The 20,906-nt window shown below is 68.3% G+C and carries 19 protein-coding genes; 13 read left to right on the plus strand and 6 right to left on the minus strand.

Features of this window, described 5'->3' with window-relative positions; translation table 11 throughout:
* Window positions 1-299 precede the first annotated feature (299 nt).
* The 3 genes from ACE3TA_RS21655 to ACE3TA_RS21665 are packed head-to-tail and all read right to left on the minus strand — an operon-like array spanning window position 300 to window position 2,844.
* Window positions 300-1,880, minus strand: coding sequence for a recombinase family protein (locus ACE3TA_RS21655; RefSeq protein WP_374576411.1), 1,581 nt, complete (start codon window positions 1,878-1,880; stop codon window positions 300-302).
* Window positions 1,877-2,347, minus strand: a complete 471-nt coding sequence (locus ACE3TA_RS21660) for a DUF2924 domain-containing protein (protein WP_374576412.1) — start codon at window positions 2,345-2,347, stop codon at window positions 1,877-1,879. The genes ACE3TA_RS21655 and ACE3TA_RS21660 overlap by 4 nt, the downstream gene beginning before the upstream one ends.
* Window positions 2,344-2,844 carry a DUF3489 domain-containing protein gene (locus ACE3TA_RS21665; protein WP_374576413.1) on the minus strand — a complete coding sequence of 167 codons (501 nt, stop codon included), beginning with the start codon at window positions 2,842-2,844 and terminating at the stop codon, window positions 2,344-2,346. Before ACE3TA_RS21665 ends, ACE3TA_RS21660 begins: the two co-directional genes overlap by 4 nt.
* 567 nt (window positions 2,845-3,411) lie before the next feature.
* Here ACE3TA_RS21665 and ACE3TA_RS21670 point away from each other — a divergent pair.
* The 4 genes from ACE3TA_RS21670 to terL all read left to right on the plus strand — a co-directional run bounded on the left by ACE3TA_RS21670 (window position 3,412) and on the right by terL (window position 7,636).
* Window positions 3,412-4,254: a hypothetical protein gene (locus ACE3TA_RS21670; protein ID WP_374576414.1), complete on the plus strand. Its 843-nt coding sequence runs from the start codon at window positions 3,412-3,414 to the stop codon at window positions 4,252-4,254.
* Between the two features lie 118 nt (window positions 4,255-4,372).
* The gene (locus ACE3TA_RS21675) at window positions 4,373-5,692 is read left to right on the plus strand and encodes a DNA modification methylase (protein ID WP_374576415.1); all 1,320 of its coding nucleotides are present in this window, start codon (window positions 4,373-4,375) and stop codon (window positions 5,690-5,692) included.
* Window positions 5,679-6,116, plus strand: a complete 438-nt coding sequence (locus tag ACE3TA_RS21680; protein WP_374576416.1) for a DUF5681 domain-containing protein — start codon at window positions 5,679-5,681, stop codon at window positions 6,114-6,116. Before ACE3TA_RS21675 ends, ACE3TA_RS21680 begins: the two co-directional genes overlap by 14 nt.
* The gene (gene terL, locus ACE3TA_RS21685; RefSeq protein WP_374576417.1) at window positions 6,113-7,636 is read left to right on the plus strand and encodes a phage terminase large subunit; all 1,524 of its coding nucleotides are present in this window, start codon (window positions 6,113-6,115) and stop codon (window positions 7,634-7,636) included. Before ACE3TA_RS21680 ends, terL begins: the two co-directional genes overlap by 4 nt.
* Before the next feature lie 36 nt (window positions 7,637-7,672).
* Here the strand turns inward: terL and ACE3TA_RS21690 are convergent, their stop codons facing one another.
* Together ACE3TA_RS21690 and ACE3TA_RS21695 are read right to left on the minus strand one after the other, a co-directional pair.
* Window positions 7,673-8,428, minus strand: coding sequence for a PP2C family serine/threonine-protein phosphatase (locus tag ACE3TA_RS21690; RefSeq protein WP_374576418.1), 756 nt, complete (start codon window positions 8,426-8,428; stop codon window positions 7,673-7,675).
* A 164-nt stretch (window positions 8,429-8,592) separates the two neighbouring features.
* Entirely contained in the window at window positions 8,593-8,817 is a 225-nt protein-coding gene (locus ACE3TA_RS21695; RefSeq protein ID WP_374576419.1) for a helix-turn-helix domain-containing protein, read from the minus strand.
* Window positions 8,818-8,892: 75 nt separating this feature from the next.
* On the opposite strand from ACE3TA_RS21695, the gene ACE3TA_RS21700 reads away from it, so the two are divergent.
* Entirely contained in the window at window positions 8,893-10,251 is a 1,359-nt protein-coding gene (locus tag ACE3TA_RS21700) for a hypothetical protein (RefSeq protein WP_374576420.1), read from the plus strand.
* Between the two features lie 31 nt (window positions 10,252-10,282).
* Here the strand turns inward: ACE3TA_RS21700 and ACE3TA_RS21705 are convergent, their stop codons facing one another.
* Window positions 10,283-10,435 carry a hypothetical protein gene (locus ACE3TA_RS21705; protein ID WP_374576421.1) on the minus strand — a complete coding sequence of 51 codons (153 nt, stop codon included), beginning with the start codon at window positions 10,433-10,435 and terminating at the stop codon, window positions 10,283-10,285.
* A 44-nt stretch (window positions 10,436-10,479) separates the two neighbouring features.
* Here ACE3TA_RS21705 and ACE3TA_RS21710 point away from each other — a divergent pair, with 44 nt between their 5' ends.
* From ACE3TA_RS21710 to ACE3TA_RS21745, 8 genes are all read left to right on the plus strand, one after another.
* Entirely contained in the window at window positions 10,480-10,953 is a 474-nt protein-coding gene (locus ACE3TA_RS21710; protein WP_374576422.1) for a hypothetical protein, read from the plus strand.
* A 53-nt stretch (window positions 10,954-11,006) separates the two neighbouring features.
* A complete protein-coding gene (locus tag ACE3TA_RS21715; protein WP_374576423.1) occupies window positions 11,007-11,723 on the plus strand; it encodes an exonuclease domain-containing protein in 717 nt (238 codons plus the stop codon).
* Between the two features lie 35 nt (window positions 11,724-11,758).
* The gene (locus ACE3TA_RS21720; protein ID WP_374576424.1) at window positions 11,759-12,235 is read left to right on the plus strand and encodes a hypothetical protein; all 477 of its coding nucleotides are present in this window, start codon (window positions 11,759-11,761) and stop codon (window positions 12,233-12,235) included.
* A gap of 161 nt (window positions 12,236-12,396) precedes the next feature.
* Window positions 12,397-13,134, plus strand: coding sequence for a hypothetical protein (locus ACE3TA_RS21725; RefSeq protein ID WP_374576425.1), 738 nt, complete (start codon window positions 12,397-12,399; stop codon window positions 13,132-13,134).
* A gap of 149 nt (window positions 13,135-13,283) precedes the next feature.
* Window positions 13,284-15,977, plus strand: coding sequence for a PD-(D/E)XK nuclease family protein (locus ACE3TA_RS21730; RefSeq protein WP_374576426.1), 2,694 nt, complete (start codon window positions 13,284-13,286; stop codon window positions 15,975-15,977).
* A gap of 2 nt (window positions 15,978-15,979) precedes the next feature.
* Entirely contained in the window at window positions 15,980-19,174 is a 3,195-nt protein-coding gene (locus tag ACE3TA_RS21735; protein WP_374576427.1) for a UvrD-helicase domain-containing protein, read from the plus strand.
* Between the two features lie 20 nt (window positions 19,175-19,194).
* Complete coding sequence (locus tag ACE3TA_RS21740; RefSeq protein ID WP_374576428.1) at window positions 19,195-20,211, plus strand: hypothetical protein; 1,017 nt, start codon at window positions 19,195-19,197, stop codon at window positions 20,209-20,211.
* A gap of 87 nt (window positions 20,212-20,298) precedes the next feature.
* On the plus strand, window positions 20,299-20,862 hold the full coding sequence (locus tag ACE3TA_RS21745) for a hypothetical protein (RefSeq protein ID WP_374576429.1): 564 nt from the start codon (window positions 20,299-20,301) through the stop codon (window positions 20,860-20,862).
* Window positions 20,863-20,906 lie beyond the last annotated feature (44 nt).

Below are 20,906 nucleotides of genomic sequence, written 5' to 3' on the forward strand. Positions count from 1 at the left end.
GAATAGCGCCCAATCGCCGGGTTCTCCGCCCCGCGTCTCTCGGCCGTTTTCAAAAGTGTAGGTTTCGCCCCCAGGGTCCGGATTTCCCTGCTTGCTGGGAATCTACAGGGAATTTGCCAACGGCCGGTGCCTCGACAGGCATCGCCCGCCGGGGGAAGCGCAACACCTTCAATGCCTTGAGAAGCTAATTCCCTACAGCCCGAACAGGGAATTTTCCCCGGTTCAGCGCGGAAGCTGCAGGGAATTCATCGGCGCCCAGCAGGGAGCCAGAATCGCCGCCCCGCTGGGCGCGGCGATCGTCAGCCGACGGCGTCGAACAGCCGCCGCTGCTCGTCCCAGTCCAGCGGCAGCGGCTGGCGCGTCAGACCGGCCAGCGTGATCGCCGGCGGCTGCCGGCCTTCAAGGATCGCCGCCGTCAGATCCGGCGCGAGCCAGGCGAGCGGCAGCAGCTTGGCAGCGTAGTGATTGCAGAGGCCATGGCGGATCGCGAGGTCCCGCGTCGACGCCGCCTCGCCGTTGGCGAGCAGCTCGGCCCAGCGCCGGGCCAGGCAGACCGCCCGCACCAGAGCGCGATCGATCCGTGCCTTGGAGAGCGAGGCCCCTTGCGGAGCTTCGATCAACACCGCGCCCTGCCGGCGCTTCAACCGGATCGCCACCGCGACCTCACAGCCGTCGTCCCCATCGCTGCCGGCGGCCACCTCGCTGATCACCGCTTCAGGACGCAGCGTCATGACGATCCGGTCCTCGCCCACCGTCACCCGCAGGAGCGCTGTGCGGGTGCGATCCTCTATCGCCGCATCCGGCTCCCACCCCCGGGCCAGAAGCGGGCTGACGCGATCGACGACAAAGCTGTCCAGCACGCCCATGGCGAGCCTGGGCAGGCTCCCGGCCGTCCGCCGCTTATCGCGCAGATCCACGGCGTAATACCGATAGCGCCTGTCGCCGCGCTTGGTGTGGATCGCCCGCATGGCGTTGCCGCGATCGTCGAAGGCCAACTCGCGCAGCATCACGTCCGCCTCCGTGCGCGGCGATTGCGGATGATCGGGACAGTTGGCGGCCAGCTTCGCCTGGACCGCCGCCCACGTCGCCTCGTCGATGATCGGCGCATGGGCGTCAGGATAAAGCCGGTCGCGGTGCCGGATGGCCCCGCGGTACACGGGGTTGCTCAGCAGGTGATAGAGCGCGCCGCGGCTGAACTCGCCGCCGCCGACGAGCTGACCCTGCTTGCTGACCCAGCGCTTGGAGACCACGCCTCGGGCCCGCAGATCCGGCTCGAGCGCCGTGACCGATCCCAGTTCCAGGTAGCGGCCAAAGATGTGGCGGACGACGTCGGCTTCGCCGCTGTTGATCACCAGCTTGCGGTCGACCCCGTCGTAGCCCAGCGGCGGCCGGCCGCCCATCCACATGCCCTTGGCCTTCGAGGCCGCGATCTTGTCGCGGATGCGCTCGCCGGTCACCTCGCGCTCGAACTGGGCGAACGAGAGCAGCACGTTCAGGGTCAGCCGCCCCATGCTGGTGGTGGTGTTGAACGCCTGGGTCACCGACACGAAGCTGACGCCGCGCGCGTCGAACAGCTCGACCATGCGCGCAAAGTCGCTGAGCGCGCGGGTGAGCCGATCGACCTTGTAGACGACGACGATGTCGATGAGGTCGCGCTGGATGTCGGCGAGAAGCGCCTGGAGGCCCGGCCGCTCCATCGATCCGCCGGAGAAGCCGCCGTCATCATAGGCCATGGGGAGCGCGCTCCACCCCTCCCCGGCTTGCGACAGGACATAAGCCTCGCAGGCTTCGCGCTGGGCATGCAGGCTGTTGAACCCCTGCTCCAACCCCTCCTCGCTGGATTTGCGGGTGTAGATCGCGCAGCGCAGGACCTTGCTCATGCCGCCCTCGCCGGCCGGGGCTTGAGGCCGAAGAAGACGTGGCCGTTCCACTTCGTGCCGGTGATCCGGCGCGCGACCTGAGAGAGCGAGCCAAAGGTCTGGCCCTGATAGATGAAGCCGTCGGCGGCGACCGCGACCTCATGGCGGACCCCGCCCCATTCCCGGATCAGCGACGCGCCGTGCGCCAGGTTCGGCCCGGCGACCGGCGTGAACTTGCGGTCAGCGCTGAAACGATCGGCATAGTCCCTGGCCTTGCGTCGCACCGGCGCAGGCAGGTCGCCGAAGGCCGCGGTCTGGATCTTGTGGGCCATGGCCCGCGCCAGCAGGTCACGCGACCGAAACCGCGGCGGCTCCCCCCACTTTCGCCGCCACTCCGCCCGCAGCGCCTCCAGCTCGAGGAAGCCGAGCGCCCGCACCTCCTCGGCGATGCGGGCCTCGAGCGCGGCCTGAGCCACCGGCCGGCTCAAGCCGCCGCACCCGCGGCCCGGTACACCCGCACGCCACCGACCTTCTCCGAGGTGACGGCGATCCCGCGTTGCTTCTTCAGAGCGCCGGAGATCGCGCCGCGCACCGAGTGGACCTGCCATCCGGTGGCGGCGGAGAGCTGATCGATCGTGGCACCTCCAGGCCGCTGCAGCAGGGCGATCAACGTCCCGAGCTTGCCGCCAGGCCCCTTGAGGTTGGAGGCCGGAGCCTGGGGCGGTGCGAGTGCAGAGGCCAGCACGATCGTCGCCGCCGGCGTAGGCGCCAGGGGCGTCTCGCCTGCCAGCAGTGCCCGCCCCGCCGTGGTGACTATGACGCGCCCAGGCCCGTCGGCGGTCGGGACCCGCATCATCAGGCCGCGGCGCACCAGGCCGGCCACGGTCCGGGCGTCGCCCTCGAAGGTGTCGGCGGCGCCGTCCTCGACGGCCGCCGCCCGGGTCAGGACGGCGCGTTGGCCGTCGGTGAGGTGGGGTTGGGTCATAAGGGCTCCTTTCTCAGGGCGGCGGGAGACGCCCGCCGCTACCGAGAAAGGCCCCGACCGGGGCTGTGCGCGTCTCCGCGCCGGACCGTTACCGCTCTGCCGGCAATTGAAGTCCAGCGGAATATCGGGCGCCCGAACGCCTTTCTGGACGACTGGACTTTCCGGCCGACCAGAGCGCCACAGCACCCATGCCGAGACGCCCGCCGCCCCCCTCCCAGGACGAGATTCTGACCCGCCTTTGGGCCGTGCTGGAAGCGGCGCTGGCGATGGCGACGGAAAAAGCTGCGGCAGACCGCCGCAGGGAAATCGAGGTTCTGTGCCGGAAAGCGGCGGCTTTGGCCCGCGACTTGGGCGAAGATCCTGAATAACTTATTGTTTTATTAGACCTTCGAGGCGCGCGTCATTGACGCCTATCGGAAACTGCAGCGCCCTTAATTCCTACCATTTTTATAGGTGTTAAACACGTGATGGCCGCCATGGGGGTCAGCTGAACCCCCTCGGGACAGCTGGCGGGAACACGACGCCTGCTGACAGGCGCCCCCGCCGGCTCCCCATCGGAGCATCTATATGTCTCTCATCTATAATGTGCGTTTGATCTCGAAGCGCCTGCGCAACTCCCCTTACGCCTTCGCGGCCTACTTCCTGGACCAGCTCTACGGCGTCCGCCTGACGGACGGCGTGCTGGACCGCGTGCAGGCCGAGCTCATCGCCCACCGCGCGACGACGCACGGCCGCCGCGACATCATCAACGCCCCGCCGTCGGCGGGGGCGTTCATGGAGGTCGTCGTCCAGCCGGCCTGGCGCCTTGGTTGGAACCCCAGCATCCAGATCGAGGTGATCACCCCGCCCGCCATGGCGGACCTGACGCGGACCCTGATCGAGCATCCGGACTACGCTCAGATCTTCCCTGAGGTGAAGCTGGCGCCGACGGATGATCCGTCGGTGCTGCAAACCACGGCTGGCGGCCGCATCGTCTACCGCACGCTGGAAGAGCGCTCCGTTGACCGTCGCACCAAGCTGCTGGTGATCGACACCCCGCAGGCCCAGGCCGACGTCGCGACGCAAGCCGCCCGCGACGCCTCCTTCGCCCTGATCGAAGCGGCCTGCGCCAAGGTCCCGGCGATCGGCTCGATCGTGCTGGTCACCCATCGGCTGCATCCGGACGACGCGACCGCCCGCCTGCAAGGTCAGAAGCGGTACACGACCTGGCGCTTCCCGGTCATCGCCCAGGAGGACGTCATCTTCCAGCTGGGCGAGCGGGGCGTGAAGTTCTTCACGGGCAAGCTGCTCGATCCTGTGGCGTGGCCCCAGATGCGGATCGCCATGCTGCGCCACCAGCTGCCGCCGGCGGTCTTCGCCGCCCACTATTTGCAGGCGCCGTTGGACCCGTCTGACGACGACGAGTCCTAACCCCGGTCGTCGGCCTGGGCGGCCCTGCGCCGTCCAGGCCCGGCTCGTCCCTTCCCCATCCCTTCATTTATCCGGCCGCGGCGGGCCTCCGTCGCGGCTGGCGGAACTCCGAACGCCCATGCCCAACACCCTGCAAATCGACTACCGAAAGCTGGCCGAGCTCTCCGGCCTGGATCAGACGCTCCGCGTCCATAACCGCGCCCAGCAGCGCAAGATCGCCGCCTTCACCCGCGCCTATGGTCCGCTGCGGCCGATCCTCATCGACCCCGCCGGCCGCATCGTCGACGGCGTCGCCCTCGCCCAAGCCCTGCAGCAGCAGGGCTACGACGAGGTCCCGGTCGTCGTCGTCCACGGCCGCAGTCCCGAGGAGCTGCGCCTGATCCGCCTGGGCCTGAACCGCCTGGCGGAGGACGCCGCCTGGAACAAGGCCGCGCTGGCCTCGGAGTTCCGCGAGCTGCTAGCGCTCAGCTTCGACGTCGAACTGGCCGGCTTCGACGCCGTCGAGATCGACATGGCGCTGGCCATCGAGGACGAGACCGGCTCCGGCGAAGTCGAGGACGCGCCGCCGGCTCCCCGGGCAGGAGCCACGGTCGCGCAGTCGGGCGACCTCTGGCTACTCGGCGAGCACCGGCTGGTCTGCGGCGACGCCCGCGACGCCGCCGCGCTCGCGCGCCTGATGGGCGAGGACCGGGCGCGGATGGTGTTCACGGATCCGCCCTATAATGTCGCGATCGACGGCTTCGTCGCCGGCCGCGGCCGCCATCGCGAGTTCGAGATGGCCTCGGGCGAGATGACCGAGGACGAGTTCGTCGCCTTCCTGACCCAGGCGCTGTCGGCGCTGACGCCGCACCTGGTCGACGGCGCGATCCTCGACGTCTGCATGGACTGGCGCCACTCCGCCGAGGTGCTGGCGGCGATCGCTGCGGCGGGCCTGACGCTGATGAACCTCTGCGTCTGGGCCAAGACCAACGCCGGCATGGGGACCTTCTACCGCTCGCAGCACGAGCTGGTCTGGATCGCCAAGCACGGCTCGGCGCCGCACACCAACACCTTCGAGCTCGGCCAGAAGGGCCGCTCGCGCTCCAACCTCTGGACCTACCGCGGCATGAACGCCGTGGGCGGCGAGCGCGACGAGCTGATCAAGCTACATCCGACGGTGAAGCCCGCGGCCCTGGTCGCCGACGCCATCAAGGACGTCTCCAGCCGCGGCGAGATCGTGCTCGATCCCTTCCTGGGCTCCGGCACCACCTTGATCGCGGCCGAGCGCACCGGCCGGCGGGGGTACGGCCTGGAGCTCGACCTGGCCTACGCCGACGTGATCTTGCGCCGCTATCTGGCCGAGACCGGGCGCATGCCCATCCTGGCGGACACCAGCGTGCGCTTCGATGCGCGTGAAGAAGCCCTCCTCGCCATGGAGCCCGTCCATGACGAAGCCTAAGGGCGACTACGCGGTCGGCTACGGCCGGCCGCCCCAGGCCAGCCGCTTCAAGTCCGGCCAGTCGGGCAACCCCAAGGGCCGGCCGAAGGGGACCAAGAACCTGGCCACGGACCTCACCGAGGAGCTTGGCGAGACCATCCGCATCCGCGAGGGCGAGCGGCAGCTCACCGTCTCCAAGCAGCGGGCTATGCTGAAGGCGCTGGTGGCCAAGGCCCTGAAAGGCGATGCGCGGGCCGCCAGCCTGCTCATCGCCCTGGTCGCCAAGGCGACGGAGGAGACGCCCGGGCCTGCGGCGGAGGCCCAGGCCCCGCTCGCCGAGGCGGACCGGCAGATCCTCGACGACTTCCTCGCGCGCGCGGCCGCGCGCGAGGCGCCGGCCGCGTCCGTGCCCGGGGTAAGCGACGAGACTGAGGGCAAGGCATGACCTCGCCCTACTCCCAGGACACCCTCGACGCCCTGCTGCGCGAGGATCTCTACGCCTTCACCCTAAAGGCGTTCGAATACCTGGAAGGCCAGCCGCCCCGCCCCGGCCGGCACATCGAGCTATTCGCCGCGGAGATGCAGTTGGCGGCAGAGGGTCAGACCTCGCGGCTGATGATCAATGCGCCGCCGCGGTCCCTGAAGAGCTTTGTCACGGTCGTGGCGACGACCGCCTGGATGCTGGGCCGCAGGCCGAGCTTCAAGGCGATGATCATCACCCACGCTGAGACCCTCGGCCTGACCCACACCGAGGCGATCCGCAAGCTCTTGGCCGCCGACTGGTATCAGCGGGTCTTCCAGCAGACCCGGCTGGACCCCGCGCACAACCGCGCCGGCGACTTCAAGACCACGGCAGGCGGCCACGTCTTCGCCCGTTCCCTTGAGGCCGGGGTGACGGGCCACGGCGCCGACTGGATCATCATCGACGATCCGCACGACGCCGGCGAGGTGCAGTCCGCCGCCGCCCGCCAGCGGGCCTATGACCTGGTGGTGCAGAAGTTCATGTCGCGCCTGAACAGCCAGGCCGAGGGCGTGATCGTGCTGGTGATGCAGCGCATGCATCCCGACGACCTCGCCAGCCGCCTGCAGGCCGCCGGCGAGTTCAAGGTCATCTGCCTGCCGCTGGTGGCCGAGCAGCCCCAGACCTTCGACATCGGCGGCGTGCCCTGGGTGCGTCCCGCGAGCCATGTGCTGGACACGGGGCACTACGGCGAGGGCGGCGTCGAGGCGCTGCGCCGGCGGATCCCGGCCTTCGTCTGGCTCTCGCAGTACCAGCAGGCGCCCGTCGGCGCCGGCGAGGGCGTGCTAGAGGAGCGGCACTTCACGCCTTATGAGATTCTGCCGAACCTGCCGTTCGAGACCTACTTGAGCTTCGATCTGGCCGGCGGCGGGCTCGGCGAGACCAACTCCTACAGCGCCTGCGCGGTCGTCCACCGCTACAACCACAACCTCTACATCTCGCAGATCTGGCGCGGTCGGCTCGACTACGAGGCCCTGAAGGCGAAAGCCATTGAGCTCATCAATCAGCACCCCCAGGCGCGCGTCTTGGTCGAGGACGCCGCCCTGGGCGTGGCGCTGATCTCCTCGCTGCAATCCATCGGCGTGCGGCTGGTGCGTATCCCCAAGCCCAGCCAGTCGAAGCTGGATCGCTTGCTGTCGGTGTTCGAGGTGTTTGCCGAACGCCGCGTCCACCTGCCCGTCCACGAGCCGTGGCGCCGCGCCTTCATCGAGGAGGCGCTGCAGTTCCCGAACGGGCCGCACGACGACCAGGTTGACACCGTCGTGCAGCTGCTGCGCTGGTTCAAGGAGGGCAAGAACAGCCCGCCGGCGAACTTCTGCCTGGGCGGCGTCGCGCCGACCCGCCTGCCCGGCTCAGCCGCGTTGCGGCAGTCCCCCCGGCAGGTCGCGCCCAACCGCATGCCGCGGCCGGGCTACGGCCCGCTGCGCGGGCGGCCGCGGTGGTGAGGTCGGCCGCGCCCGGGGGTGTGCTGGGCGGTCACGTCAGCCCTGGTTCGTGGCGATGAGCAGGGTGACGTTATCCGGCGCGCCCCGGTCGCGCGTGAGGCGCAGGAGGTCGCGGGCCGCCACAACGTCATCGCGCCCGGCTTGCAGCACCGCCTCGAGCTCGGCGTCGTCGACCACGTCCGTCAACCCGTCCGAGCACAGGAGAATGCGGTCGCCGGGCCCCCAGGGGGCGACGCCGGAGGCCGGGACCACCTCGGTCAAATGGTCGGCGCCGCCGAGAGCCTGGGTCAGCGCCGAGCCAATGGCGTGGTCCACCGAGAGCCTGCGCAGGCCGGAGCGGGTCACCAGGTAGATCCGGCTGTCGCCGGCATTGACCCAGAGCACCTCGGCCGCGCTGGCGACCGCAGCGGCGATCGTCGTGCCCATCCCGCGGAGCTCGGGGACCCGGTCGGCGGCTTCATAGATTCTGCGGTTCGCGGCCTGCACAAGCGCCGTAACGGCTTCCCGATCGGCCAGGTCCGCAGCCTGCGCCTCCAGGATGCGCACCGCTAGGTCGCTCGCGACCTCGCCGCCTGCATGGCCGCCTATGCCGTCGGCGACGAGCAGGACATGGCGACGGCGGACCCAGGTCTTCGCCGCCAGGGCGCCCACCCGTTCGCCGTTCACCGAGGCGACATCCTCGTTCGGGCGCCGAACCAGGCCGACCCAGCTGACTCCCGCCGCGCTCAGCCGAAAAGACCGATGCCGCGCGCGACGATTCGGTTTGGTCCCAGGACCATTTTGCAGGGTCATGTCTCGCGCTCACCTCCGGCTTCAGGAGGCCCACCTAGTCCCCCCAATAGGTGGAGCGGCTGCTCGAAGTTCCGGCCCGCGCTGCCGGCGTGGCGCGCGACGTTCGCCCGCCCCGCCGATCATCGCCGCCCGTGCTGCGGCAGCGCAGGCCGAGGCTGTCGTCGCTATGGCTTCAGGAGTTCGTAGCCGGGCACCGCCAGCGCCCCGGCCAGCCGCTCGATGTTGTCGATCGAGACGTTCCGCTCCGCCCGCTCGATGGCTCCGATGTAGGTCCGGTGCAGCCCGCAGTCGTCGGCGAAGGCCTCCTGGCTCAGCCCCTTGGCCTTGCGCAGCCGGCGGACGTTCGCGGCCACCACCCGCCGAAGCTCCCCGATCTGCGCGCCCGACATGGGGCGATGGTTCGAATGGTGATGACTTTACGGCTACAGCCGTTAAGTAGCATTTCGTTTAAAATCGGAGGCGGCATGAAGTCCCAGCACAACGAGACGTCGGGTCCATCGAACGAGCACGCGCCTACGCCCAGCGAGGTACGCACCGCAGGCACGGTCGCGGTCGGCTACCTCCTCGCGTCCTGGGCGGTCGAGACCTGGCCCCTGATCGGCGCGAGCTCGGCCGGCGCAGGCCTGAACCCGGTCCTGGCGGCCTACGGCGCCCTTGGCGTCTTCTTTGTCTGGCTGGGGGTAGAGATCTGGATCTCGCAGCGGACCTGGGCGGTGCTGCTGGTCTTCGGTCAGACCACCCTCTTCACGCTCTGGGATTTCCTGAGCTTCCTCCAGGGGAAACAAAGCAAGTGGTGGGTGCTGGGCGGCGTGGCGGGCGCCTATTACGCCTTCCAAGCGCTGAAGGGCGCGCGGCGGCTAAAGGCCGAGCGGCGCAGGCTCGCCGTCCGCCAGGACGGACCGCCCCGGGGGCTAGGACCGACGGCGGCGGAGACGGTTCGCGGCCACCTGCATGTCGTCCTAGCCGGGGTACTCCTCATCGCCGCCGCGTCAGGACTCAGCGCCTGCAGCAACAAGGACGGTGCGGCGAACAACGCCGCGACGGCGGTGGAGGGCCTCGGCGTCCCGCCGGACCTGGCGTCCGCCTGCATCTTCTCCGCCGCGCCTGCGGGCTATCCGTCGATCTTCGGGGCGAGCCTGACGAACCTCGTGCAGGCCATGACAAAGCCGAACGCCACCCTCTCCTGGGAGAAGAGCGCGGCGGGCTACATCCTGCGCCAGACCGTCGCCGACCAGCTCTCGGGGACCACGACGGTGAACTCGATTTCCCTGCGTCCCATCGATGAGGCCCAGACCAAGGCCTGGCTCAGGGGCGTGACCGACAATCCGTTCCAATGCGGCCCCAAGGGCCTCTACGCCGACCGCTCGATCATCGCCGGCCGGGAGCTCGACGCCGCATCGACCTGGTCGCTCCTGACTGAGGTGATCAACACTTTACCGTCGAAGCCGACGCCGCCGGCGCAGGCTGCAGGACCGACCGCCGCGCCAGCCTCAGCGGCGATCTCGGCGAGCGAGTTCCCGAAGGACCTCGACGCCATCTACGTGCCCGCCGACAAGACCGTCGCCGGCGTCGTGCGCATGGCGCTGGACGTCTGCCATCGCACCGGGACCGACGACGCGCCGGCCTCCTTCCAGGTGATGAACGAATGGGCCGGCGCCAAGATTGAGCTTTATGACCTCGCCGTAGCGCACGGCTATAAGATGAGCCCCGCCGACCAGACCTGCTACCGCGACGGCAAGGAGCAGTTGCAGCAGGCGGCCCAGGACCAGCAACTCCCCGACGGGGCCGACGCCAACACCCCGGCCCGCCCGGGGCCGCAGTAGGCGCGCCCTGGGGCGACAAATTACGCCTGGTTCACGGCGTAGCTGGCGGCGTCTCGTCGAGGACGACGAGCGCCGCCTCTCTGGCGACTTCCAGATCCGTGCCGTCCGTGGCCGCGACGATCTTCGCGCCAAGCAAGTGCGGCGACGCCACTGTGTCGGCGAGGGCGCGGAGGCGCACCAGCACCTTCGCAGCTTCACGATAAGCCTCGGCGATGCGCCAGCGATGACATGCTGAACCAGGAACTCCCGGCAATCGTCGAGCAACTTCGTCACCCCGTCGGCCTTGGCCTTCCCGAAGACGATCCGGCGCCCCTCGATCATGACCAGGTCCATGGCGAGCGCGGGATTGCGGCGCCCCCAGGGCGGCAGTTCCGTCTCCACGTCGATGACGTTGGCGTTCCTGGCGACCAGGTCGTCGATCAGCCGCTGTTCCGGGCCGGCATAGCCACCGTCGATCAGGCGGATCCACGCCCGCAAGGTGCTCAGCCCCTCGTAGGGGACGTCGTCATAGAGGCTCCGAACCCGCGACTCGCGGAAATAGCCATAAAGCCGACCGCCGCAGCCCCGGCCTTCCTCGCTGAAGTACTTGGCCGGGACGTGGCCGCGCAACTCGCCGTGGGCGACCTCGTAGGTTCGTCGCGGACCAGGAGGCCGGCAAGTTTCTTAGTGAACCGGACAGAATTACGTCCAATTCTGACGTAGGAAAGCTCCAAGATTTGTGTCGCACAAGGAAGGCGGACCGCATGCGTCTACGCGTGATCGACATCGAAACCACCGGCGCTCAGCCACAGGAAATCATCGAAATCGGCACGGTCGACGTCGTCGCGCACGAGGGTACCTGGCGCGTGGAGGCACCCCGTTCGCGGCTGTTCCGCCCACAAGGCGCGATCTCGGTGCACGCCATGGCCATCCACCATCTGACTCCAGATGACCTCGCTGTCGCCGACGCGCCCTGCACGGACGCCACCCTGATCGAAGCCGTCAGATCCTCGCCTGCGCCGGATGCGCTTGTGGCCCACAACGCCTCGTTCGAAAGCCAGTACATCTCGAGGAACGTCACCGGCCCCCTCGCCTGGATCTGCACCATGAGAGCGGCGCGACACGCCTGGCCGGACGCACCTGGCCATTCAAACCAAGTGCTGCGCTATTGGCGTGGTCTCAGGCTCGACCCGCAGCTTGCGATGCCGCCGCACCGGGCTGCGCCGGACGCCTGGGTGACGGCCCACATCCTCATCGAGCTACTGCAGCAGGCCTCGGTGGAAGATCTGCTGGCCTGGAGCAAGGCCGCTCGCCCACTCCAGCGGATTCCGTTCGGAAAATATAAGGGGAGGGACTGGTCCGCTCCTCCCGTCCACTATCTCAAATGGCTGGTCGAAGAGCCCGAAATGGAACGCGAAGTTGTGGACCGCGCCCAAGCTGAGCTGCAGATGCGGGCGCTCCCTTCCCGGCCCGTGCAGGCGTCGCCCCTCTGATCTTCTTGCCTGATGGGAGCCCACGGAAAATCGCGATGCGCCGCCAATTCTCTGACGCTGAACGACTGGAGCGTGCGAGCTTGCGCGTCGCCCAACACATCCGCGGCCTTTATGAAGAGAAGGGCAGTTCGGATACGCGGCTGCTCGAAGCCTTGCTGTTGCCGGACGAGCTAACTGTCATGGGCCGTTCGAAGGCCTGGAGCGGCGGAGGTCGACGAGAACACGTCGTCCCGCGGCGAGTCGTCATTGAGCATTGCCACAACATGATTGAAGCGGGGGAGAAGGACGCGGCTGTCGCCGCGTTCATCCGTGAGCACGTCAAGATCGTCCTGATTACGAAGGATGAGGCGGCACGGCTCGATTCCAGCGCTCAGCTTGGGTTGCGGCAGACGATGCCAGCGGGATGGCAGGTGGGAGACGACGTCTACGCTCGGCTGCACGCCGCCGGCATTGAGTGGACGCCGGCTTCGGCAGACCATGAGTACCTGAAGCCCGACCACGCGCGGTCTTAACGCTTCGGCGTGCAGCTCGCGCACTCGCCCCCGGGAGGGCACCCCGGACTTTCCGGATGCAGCTTTCACCAGCACCTCGGTGCCGCGCGGGGCTATAGATAGGATGGCACGGACCACCAGGGACTGCAGCAGAGCAATATCGACGACATGAAAGCCCAAGTATGACGCCGACGTGGACAGATTACTGCAGCAATGAAGGATTCGCCGGCCCTTTCGAGAATCAAATTCTCTACGCCATGTGTCGCGACCACCCCGGCCATGACAGCTCTTATGTTGCTGCGGGCAAAGTGACAGCCATTGGCCGCATCTACGCCGCCTCTCCAGCGCGGGGCGCAGGTAAACCTATGACCGACACCCCGCTCGTAAGAACCATCGGGGAGTATCTCGCGAATTCGAAGTTGGACGAGATGCTGGCGAGCATAGATTTTGGCAGTCGGTTCTCGCCGGAGATTCTGGAGTCCGTAGTGAGTGCCCACGGCTACTTGGTCAGCGAAATCGTCGCAGCCACCCGTTCCTGGTCACGCGAGGCGCAGGACGGGAATTGGAGGCCCCGGAACCACGATTCTTTCGCCTCAAAGTATCTTCACTTCCATCGCCCGAACGCGTTCCCGATCATGGATAAGTTCGCCAGGGCCGGACTCAAATGCGTTGGTCAGACGGGGAACGTTTCGACCTACGCAGGTTTCTGCGACGCGTTTGCCCAATACGCGCAAACGCAAGGAGACGATTGGACGCCGCGCAGCCTTGATACGGTCCTGGTCGCGCGCGGACGAAAACATGAAGCGAGGGGGGAGAAGAATTGCGAGGAATGCAAGAAGCCCAAAGGGCATCGAACAAGAGCCGGCCTCGCTGAGATCTACGCGCCAGCCGCCACCACGACCGGATCTGACCCAGTGTAGCGGATGGGACCTGACGCCAGCCTGCCGATCGAGCTGAGTTGGGCCATCGAGCGGACGGAGTCGTTCTGCTGACCCGCAGCTTCCTGCGACCAAACCTGTCGCAGCACTCCTCTAAGCTCTCTCCCGAACCTTCGCCAAACGAGGTGCCTATGAAGCTCGTCTTCGGCCTGAACGCCGACGCTAGAACCTATCCGGACTTCCCTGGCGCAGGCCAAGGGGTCGTCAACGCGTCCGTCGCCGGGCCCGCGGGACTTGCGCAGGCGCTGGAAGTCCAGCTTGGCCTGACCGAGCCGTCGGCCAGCCAGACCGTCCGCATCGCCGCCTATGTGAAGAAGCTTCGCGAAGCGATTGCTGAGCGACCGAGCGCGTTCTACGCCGCCTCCTTCGCCCGTGATCCCTGGGCCACCGCCCGCCTACTCCTGGGCTGGCGCGACGAGCTCACCCTGGCCGGTTGGCGCGGCGAGTCCGTCGGCGCGCCGCGCCTCGACGATATGGCTCTCGCCGAACACGCTGGCGGCGCTCTTGCGCGCGGTATGGCGGACCGCGTTCGGCGCCTGATGGACGTGCTCGAGAGCCGTCCGAAGCTTGAACTCTGCGCGCTTGAGTTGATCGAGCCGATCGACCTTCTACCCCACGCCTGGAGGGCCGTCATCGGCGCGCTGGCGCAGTGCGGCGTCACCGTGCGCCAGCTCCCCGCCGCGCCCCTTGCGCCCGACGGCGATTTGGGCCGGCTGCAGGCCTTCCTCTCTGGCCAGGCGCCACAGCCGCTCACTGGAGACGGCAGTCTGACGCTTCTCGAAGCCGACACCGCACTCATGGCGGCCGAAGCCGTGGCCGAATGGCTGGTCGCCGGCGGTGAAGGCGCACTCGATGGCACCGTCATCCTCTGCCCGGATAACGACTCCGCCCTCTTGGATCAGGCGTTCCGCTCGCGGGGGCTGCCCGCGCTCGGGCAGTCGGCCTCATCGCCCTGGCGCGGCGCGCTTCAAATCCTGCCGCTGGTGTTCGCGATCGCTTGGCGGCCGTTCAATCCCAAGCCGCTCCTCGACCTCCTTCTCTTGCCACGACCGCCGATCGGGCGTTTCGCGGCCGGGCGCCTCGCCAATGCCCTGAGCCGCGAACCGGGCCTGGGCGGCGCGAACTGGGCCAAGGCTTGGACCGCGATCGAAGACAACCTCGCCAAGCGGTTCGAGGGCGCGGCGGACGCCGAGGAGCAGGTGCGCAAGCGCCTTTCCCGCTGGCGGCGATGGACCGAGGGCGGTCTCTTCGATCGCAAGGAGGGGATGAGCCAGGCTGACGCCCGCGCCATCGCGGCACGCGTATCGGAGTGGGCGATCCAGGCGGACGCTGGGGGGGGCGATCCGCTGCTTCTCAAGCTCGCCAGCGCGGCCAGCGCTCTCATGGAGGCGATCGGCGAGCTGGGTGAGGCACAGCTTCCGGGCCTCCTCCTCGACCGCATGATCGCCGAGGCCATGGGCGAAGGAACCCGCAATCCGGGCCACATCGCCGAGGCCGGGGCTCTGCGCTCAGTGCAAGCCGCCGCCAATGTCTGGCGGCCCGCCCGCAACATCGTCTGGTGGGGGTTCGTCGGCCCTGGTCCGAAGATCCCTCCGTCGCCCTGGGACCAGTCCGAACTCGCCAGGCTGAAGGCTGCAGGCTGCGAGCTCGATCCGCCCAAGCTCGCCGCCGAGCGGCTGAGCTGGAGCTACGCCAACGCCGCCCACATGGCGACTTCGCGCCTCATCTTCGTCAGGCCCGCGCTCTCGGCCGACCAGGAGACGGTGAGCCATCTGCTGGCCCACCAGCTCCAGCCGCTTTTCCGAAAGGGCGGTGAGGCCGTTCGCTGGCGCGCCGAGCAACTCCTCGAGCAACCGCAATCCATATTGGCGGGCCGAACCCTCGCTCGACGGGCCACGCACGACCTTCGCCCGCCGCAGCCGCAGCCGACCTGGGCCCTTCCGGAAGGGCTCGTCGCACGGTTGGCGGAACGTCAAGAAAGCCCCACCACGCTCGAGCATTTGTTGGACTGCCAGCTGCGCTGGCTGCTGCGCGACGTCGCCTATCTGTCAGGCGGCAGCGTGGGCGACATTCCGAACCCCAATCAGCTCATCGGCAACGTCGCCCACGAGATCGCCAACCGGGTGCTTCAGCCCGGCCCATTCAAGGATGCGAAGACCGTCGCGGCCGAGGCTGCGGCGCTCTTCGAAGATGTCGTGACGGCGATCGCCGCCCCGCTGCTTCAGCCGGAGTTCGCGGGCGACCTGACCCGCGCCCGCGCTCAGGTGCCTGCGGCGCTCTCGCAGCTTGCAGCAACGCTTGGCCGGCGCGGCTACGCCGTCGTGGGGACCGAGCTCGCCCGCTCATCCGACCTCGGTGACGGGCTCAAGATCCGCGGGCGCATCGACCTCCTCGTGGAGAATGATCGCGGCCCGGCCGTCGTCGACCTCAAATGGACGCGCAGTCCGAAGCATCGGCGCGAGGAGTTGATCGCCGGCCGTTCCGTGCAGCTCTCGGCCTATGGCGCAATCGCCGACCCTGACGCCGGCGCACCGGCACCTGGCGCATACTACCTGCTGAGCCAACGTCGCATGCTGGCCGACGCCCAAAGCGGCCTCTCCGACGAGCCCCTCGAAGCCAAGCGCGGTCTGCCGGAAACATGGGATGCCGTCCGCGCCGGGTGGAGCGCCTGGCGCAAAGAAGCCGAGGCCGGCCGGGGGTTCGCCATGGGCCTGCGCCCTCCCATGCCTGCCGAGCTCAACGAGCTCGGTTTCGGACCGGGCGATGAGCCCTGCAAATACTGCGAAATGACCGCGCTTTGCCGCGTCGGCGCGCTGGAGATTTGAAGATGAGCAAGGCCCACATCCAGTGCGTCGTGGCCTCAGCCGGCGCCGGCAAGACGACCCGCATCGTCGGTGAAATCGCATTTGAAGTGACCGACCGTGAGCCCGAGGAGCTTATGGCCACCACCTTCACGGTGAAGGCCGCCGACGAGCTCATCGAACGCTCGCGCGCCAAGCTCTTTGGGGATGGCCAGGCCGAGAAGGCCTCCCGACTCTTGGGCGCCCGCTTCGGCACCGTGAACTCGATCTGCGGCCAGATCGCCGCGGAGTTCGCGCTCGACCTCGGCCGCTCGCCTCAGACCGAGGTGATCGCCGAGACTTCCGTCGGCCGGGTGTTCGCCGCGGCCGCTGACCAGGCGATCCAGGCTCACGCGCCCGAGCTGAATGACCTCGCAGAGGCTTTCGGGCAGTTCGACCCAAAGCGGAACGGCAAGGGTTTGGATTGGCAGTCCGACGTCCAACGCATTATCGAGCTCGCCCGCGCCAACGGGCTTTCGGTCGATGACCTTCGGTCGAACGGTGAGCGGTCTGCGGAAGGCTTCCTCGCCTTGCTACCCGCCCCCGCTGATCAGAGCTCGACAGAGACCGTGCACCGCGAGCTGAAGGCTGCAATTGCGGCCGCGGTCGCCAATGCGCCAGCGAAGCCGAGCACCACCGTCGGCGGGACCTTGAGCGCGGTGCGCCTGGCGCACGCCAAGCTGCAACGCGGCGAGCGCCTGAACTGGCCGGAATGGGTCCGGCTTTCGAAGGCGGCCTATGCGAAGAAGGACGGCCAAGCCTTCACCGACGCACTGGATCAGGTGAAGGCTTGGGCGCTCCGCTATTGGGAGCATCCACAGCTCCGGGCCGAGTGTGAGCGCTTCATCAAAGGCGTCTTCGCCTGCGCGGCGGACGCGCTGGAGGCCTATCAGGAGTTCAAGGCCGAGCGGGGCCTCGTCGACTTCACCGACCAGGAGACCCTTGCGCTCGAGGTTCTGGACAATGCCCAGACGCGGGCCCGGCTCGCGGAGCGCGTGCGGCGCGTCTTCGTCGACGAATTCCAGGACTCCAGCCCGCTGCAGGTGGCGATCTTCACCGCGCTCGCCGAAGCGGTGGAGGCGAGCACGTGGGTGGGCGATCCGAAGCAAGCCATCTACGGCTTCCGCAACGCCGACAGCGCGCTGACCCAGGCCGCATTCCAGGGCGTCATGGCCCTGAGGGATGGGCCACCCGAGGTGCTCGCGACCTCCTATCGCAGCCGCCGCGGCGTCATCGACCTGGTGAACGCCGCCTTCAAGCCGGCCTTCGAAGCCATGGGCCTGCCGGAAGAGGAGCACGCGTTCAAAGCCGTCGATCGCAAGGACGATCGATTCGACCATTCGCCGCTCGCCGTGTGGGAGCTGGAAGGCGCGCAGGCCAAGCGGGTTCAGGCGCTGGCCTGCGCCATCCGCGACACGCTTGCGAGCGCAGCGGAGTGGCTGGTCGAGGATCGGAAGACCGGCGCGATGCGTCCGGTTCGCCCCGGCGACATCGCCGTCCTCTGCCGGCGCAATCAGGACGTCGCGGCGATCGCCGACGCCCTGACCGCCCGAGGGATCAAGGTCGGCGTCGAGCGTGAAGGCCTGGCCCAGACCGCCCACGTGCAGCTGATCGCCGCGGCGCTACGTTGGACGGCGGATGCGACGGACCGCCTGGCGCTCGCTGAGCTCGCTCGCTTCTTCGGATCAACTGAGGACTCTGACGCCTGGCTGCAGGCGTTGGGCGCCGAAGCGCCCGACGCCGCGCTCGCCGAGGTCGTGCCGATCGCAGCGCCGCTTGCTGCGCTTCGAGAACAGATCCTGGCGCTGACGCCCGCCGAGCTCATCGACGCCATCATGGGGATCCCCGAGGTGATGGCGCTCGTGGAGAGCTGGGGCGACTGTGCGGTTCGGCTCGACGACCTCGAGGCGCTCCGGGGTTTCGCCCGCGCCTACGAAACCGAGTGTACGGGATCTGGCGCGCCGGCGACGGCCTCCGGCCTGAGCCTGGCCCTGAAGAGCGCCAATCCGCTGCGGCCGCCCAGCCTGCAGCCCGACGTGGTGCAGGTGCTGACCTACCATCGCGCCAAAGGGCTGGAGTGGCCGCTCGTGGTCCTGCTCGACCTCCACCGATCTCCCCAACCTCGCCTCTTCGAGGCGGTGGCGGAGGCGGACGGCGAGATCGATTGGCGCAAACCGCTCGCCAATCGCTGGATCCGCTACTGGCACTGGCCCTTCGGATCCCAGCCCGAGGACCGGCTCACCCAGGCGGCGCTCGCCTCCGACGTCGGCCAAGTGGCGACCGTGAGAGCGCGCGAGGAGGAAACGCGCCTGCTTTACGTGGGCATGACGCGGGCGCGCGACTACCTCGTCTTCGCGCGCGCCGCGAACGAGTCCGACAAATGGCTGCGCGTGCTTGACGCCGGCCTCGACGCCGAGCCCCGCATGCGCCTCGGCGGCGGAACAGATGCGCCCATTATTGTGGGCGGCGTCTCCTTCCCGGCGCGACACAGCGTCTTCGAGGGCGATGACGCCGCGACTGCGGCAACGGCGGCGACGCCGACTTTCGTGCGTCTGGCCGGCAGCGCGCCCGCCGCGCGATCGCCTCTGTTCCGCACGCCCAGCCGCGAAGCGGCCCAATCCGAATACACGGTCCTCGAACGGATCGAGATCGGGCCGCGCATTCCGCTGGCCGGCTCGCCGGACATGCTCCGGGTCGGCGAGGCCGTGCACGCGATCCTCGCCGTCGATGATTTGTCGACGCCGCTCGCAGCACGGCTCGAGCGCGCCCAAGGCACGCTCGATCGATGGGGCGTGACGGAGGTCGAGGCCCGGCACGTCTGCGAGGCGTCCGAACGCCTGGCCGTCGCCATCGAGGGACGCTGGCCGGGCGCCCGACGCCTGCACGAGGCGCCGGTGCACGCCCGGCTCGGTGACCAACTCGTCGTCGGCCGCATCGATCTGCTGATCGAAAGCAAGGCCGGCTACGCCATCATCGACCACAAGAGCTTCCCCGGATCGCGCGACCGTTGGGCCGACCAAGCGGTCGGCTACGGGGCTCAGCTCGATCTCTATGCTCAGGCGGTCACTGCGGCGACGGGCGCTGCGTGCGACGAGCTCTTCATCCACATGCCGCTCGTGGGCGCGCTCCTGCGCGTCGGCCGCAAGTCGGGCTCGGCGTCCGGCGAAGCCCTCGTGGCCTGAGGGACGTCGGGGGAACCACCATGACCTGGTTTGAACGACTGACCGGCTTCGCCGAAAGCTCGTACGAAGCGACCCGCCAGAAGCTGGCCGTGGAGGGCGATCGCCTTCGCTCGCAGGTGAATGGCGCCGCCTACCACATCGGCTCTTTGGAGCTCGCCTCGCTTGGCGAGCTGCGGGAGCGGGCTTTGCGACTGTCCCGCGCCAGCGGCCAGCTGGCTGTCCGAAATGTTTCCGGCGACGTTCGCAAGATGCACCAGGCGAAGGAGCATGCGGGCGCGCTCTTCCAAGTCGCCTCGCAGTTCAACCTGCTGGAGATGGTCGGGCCGGACGTGTCGCCGGAAGACGGCGTCACCCGCTATGCCTATGACGCCACCCAAGGGCCAGCCTGCGCCATCGCCGCAGGCGCCGCCACCATCTACCGCAACTATTTCGCGCCTGTGGGCGGCGAGCTTGGCCAGACCGCGCGCCGCCAGCTCGACGGACTGGCCAGCATGGGCGCGGCGCTGTCGCATGCGCTCGATCGCCCGCGCGACGAGCTGTGGACGATGCAGAACGGCTACGCGCTCTGCACGCGGTCGGGCCTAGGTGCGATCTCTGAGCATCTCGCGGCGCTGGACGAGACCAATCTCGACCGGCTTCGGTCGCGGCTGCAGATCGGGCTTCATTGGGACGTCCAGGCCACCGAGCACCCCGGCCCTGAGGTTCAGCTGGTCTCACAGGCGTTCTGCTCAGCCCTGCCCGTCGCCTATGGCGTGCGACCGGCGGAGCTCTGGGGTCCGTTTGCTAAGCTCGTCCTCGAAGCGGCCTACGAGGCGACGCTTTGGGCGGCGCTCCTCAACGCGAAGCGTGGCGCATCCAAAACCGTGCTGCTGACCCGGCTCGGCGGCGGCGCCTTCGGCAATCGGGACGCCTGGATTGATGAAGCGATGTATCGCGCCTTGGACCTCTTCCGAGGCCAGAACCTAGAGGTTCGCTTGGTCAGCTACGGCGCGCCGCCCTCCTCCTCGCTCGAGCTCGAGGCGCGCTTTCAGCGATGAGAGCCGCCCTCGACGTCCATCACTGTCGCTGGCGCTTGCGACCTTCCTCTCGCGGCTGAGCGTGCCGCACCCTCAGGGAGCCCAAGTTTGACGATCAAGACCCATCAGCAGGGGAGTTTGGACGGCCTGTGCGGCGTCTATTCGGTCCACAATGCGTTGCGCCAGCTGCTCGGAGCTCGCACCGACGAAGCTTTCGATCAGCGCCTGTTCCGAGCCGTCCTGCGCGCGGTTCCGCGAAGCGCTTATCCGGAAGTTCTTTGGCGCGGCATGGATTTGGACCAACTCCTCCGCGTCAGCGGCCGAGCCTGCGATTATCTACTCGAGAAACACAGGATCGAGATTGCAGCCGAGCGTCCGTTCGCTCGCCGCCGATTCAGGTTCGTTCGCGACTATCTCGACGCATTGGACGAGATCGCGTCCACGGAGTTTGTCAGCTTCATTCTGGGGCTCGAATGGCTCCGAGACGGCGGCGGACACTGGAGCGTTTACCGCGGCCGCGAAGGCGGGAAGCTGCGCCTTTATGATAGCGATCGAATGCATAGCCTGAACGTGCAGTCGCTGACGCTGAGCGACACGCGCGCCAACAAGCTCTGCCCGCAGGAGACCGTGATGTTCCGCCTGCTATCGGTCGATGGCGAAGCGCTCGCCTGAAAAATTCGGGTATTGCCAAGGCGTGGCTGGTCTCTAGGATAAAC

The organism is Phenylobacterium sp. (assembly GCF_041916435.1).
Lineage (GTDB): Bacteria > Pseudomonadota > Alphaproteobacteria > Caulobacterales > Caulobacteraceae > Phenylobacterium.

What these genes read in the sequence shown, in the direction of transcription:
- ACE3TA_RS21735 (WP_374576427.1), top strand. Translation starts at nt 15,980, where the DNA reads ATGAGCAAGGCCCACATCCAGTGCGTCGTGGCCTCAGCCGGCGCCGGC.
- ACE3TA_RS21730 (WP_374576426.1), top strand. Translation starts at nt 13,284, where the DNA reads ATGAAGCTCGTCTTCGGCCTGAACGCCGACGCTAGAACCTATCCGGAC.
- ACE3TA_RS21690 (WP_374576418.1), bottom strand. Translation starts at nt 8,428, where the DNA reads ATGACCCTGCAAAATGGTCCTGGGACCAAACCGAATCGTCGCGCGCGG.
- ACE3TA_RS21710 (WP_374576422.1), top strand. Translation starts at nt 10,480, where the DNA reads ATGCTGAACCAGGAACTCCCGGCAATCGTCGAGCAACTTCGTCACCCC.
- ACE3TA_RS21680 (WP_374576416.1), top strand. Translation starts at nt 5,679, where the DNA reads ATGACGAAGCCTAAGGGCGACTACGCGGTCGGCTACGGCCGGCCGCCC.
- ACE3TA_RS21725 (WP_374576425.1), top strand. Translation starts at nt 12,397, where the DNA reads ATGACGCCGACGTGGACAGATTACTGCAGCAATGAAGGATTCGCCGGC.
- ACE3TA_RS21670 (WP_374576414.1), top strand. Translation starts at nt 3,412, where the DNA reads ATGTCTCTCATCTATAATGTGCGTTTGATCTCGAAGCGCCTGCGCAAC.
- ACE3TA_RS21655 (WP_374576411.1), bottom strand. Translation starts at nt 1,880, where the DNA reads ATGAGCAAGGTCCTGCGCTGCGCGATCTACACCCGCAAATCCAGCGAG.
- ACE3TA_RS21675 (WP_374576415.1), top strand. Translation starts at nt 4,373, where the DNA reads ATGCCCAACACCCTGCAAATCGACTACCGAAAGCTGGCCGAGCTCTCC.
- ACE3TA_RS21740 (WP_374576428.1), top strand. Translation starts at nt 19,195, where the DNA reads ATGACCTGGTTTGAACGACTGACCGGCTTCGCCGAAAGCTCGTACGAA.
- ACE3TA_RS21720 (WP_374576424.1), top strand. Translation starts at nt 11,759, where the DNA reads ATGCGCCGCCAATTCTCTGACGCTGAACGACTGGAGCGTGCGAGCTTG.
- ACE3TA_RS21665 (WP_374576413.1), bottom strand. Translation starts at nt 2,844, where the DNA reads ATGACCCAACCCCACCTCACCGACGGCCAACGCGCCGTCCTGACCCGG.
- ACE3TA_RS21695 (WP_374576419.1), bottom strand. Translation starts at nt 8,817, where the DNA reads ATGTCGGGCGCGCAGATCGGGGAGCTTCGGCGGGTGGTGGCCGCGAAC.
- ACE3TA_RS21700 (WP_374576420.1), top strand. Translation starts at nt 8,893, where the DNA reads ATGAAGTCCCAGCACAACGAGACGTCGGGTCCATCGAACGAGCACGCG.
- terL (WP_374576417.1), top strand. Translation starts at nt 6,113, where the DNA reads ATGACCTCGCCCTACTCCCAGGACACCCTCGACGCCCTGCTGCGCGAG.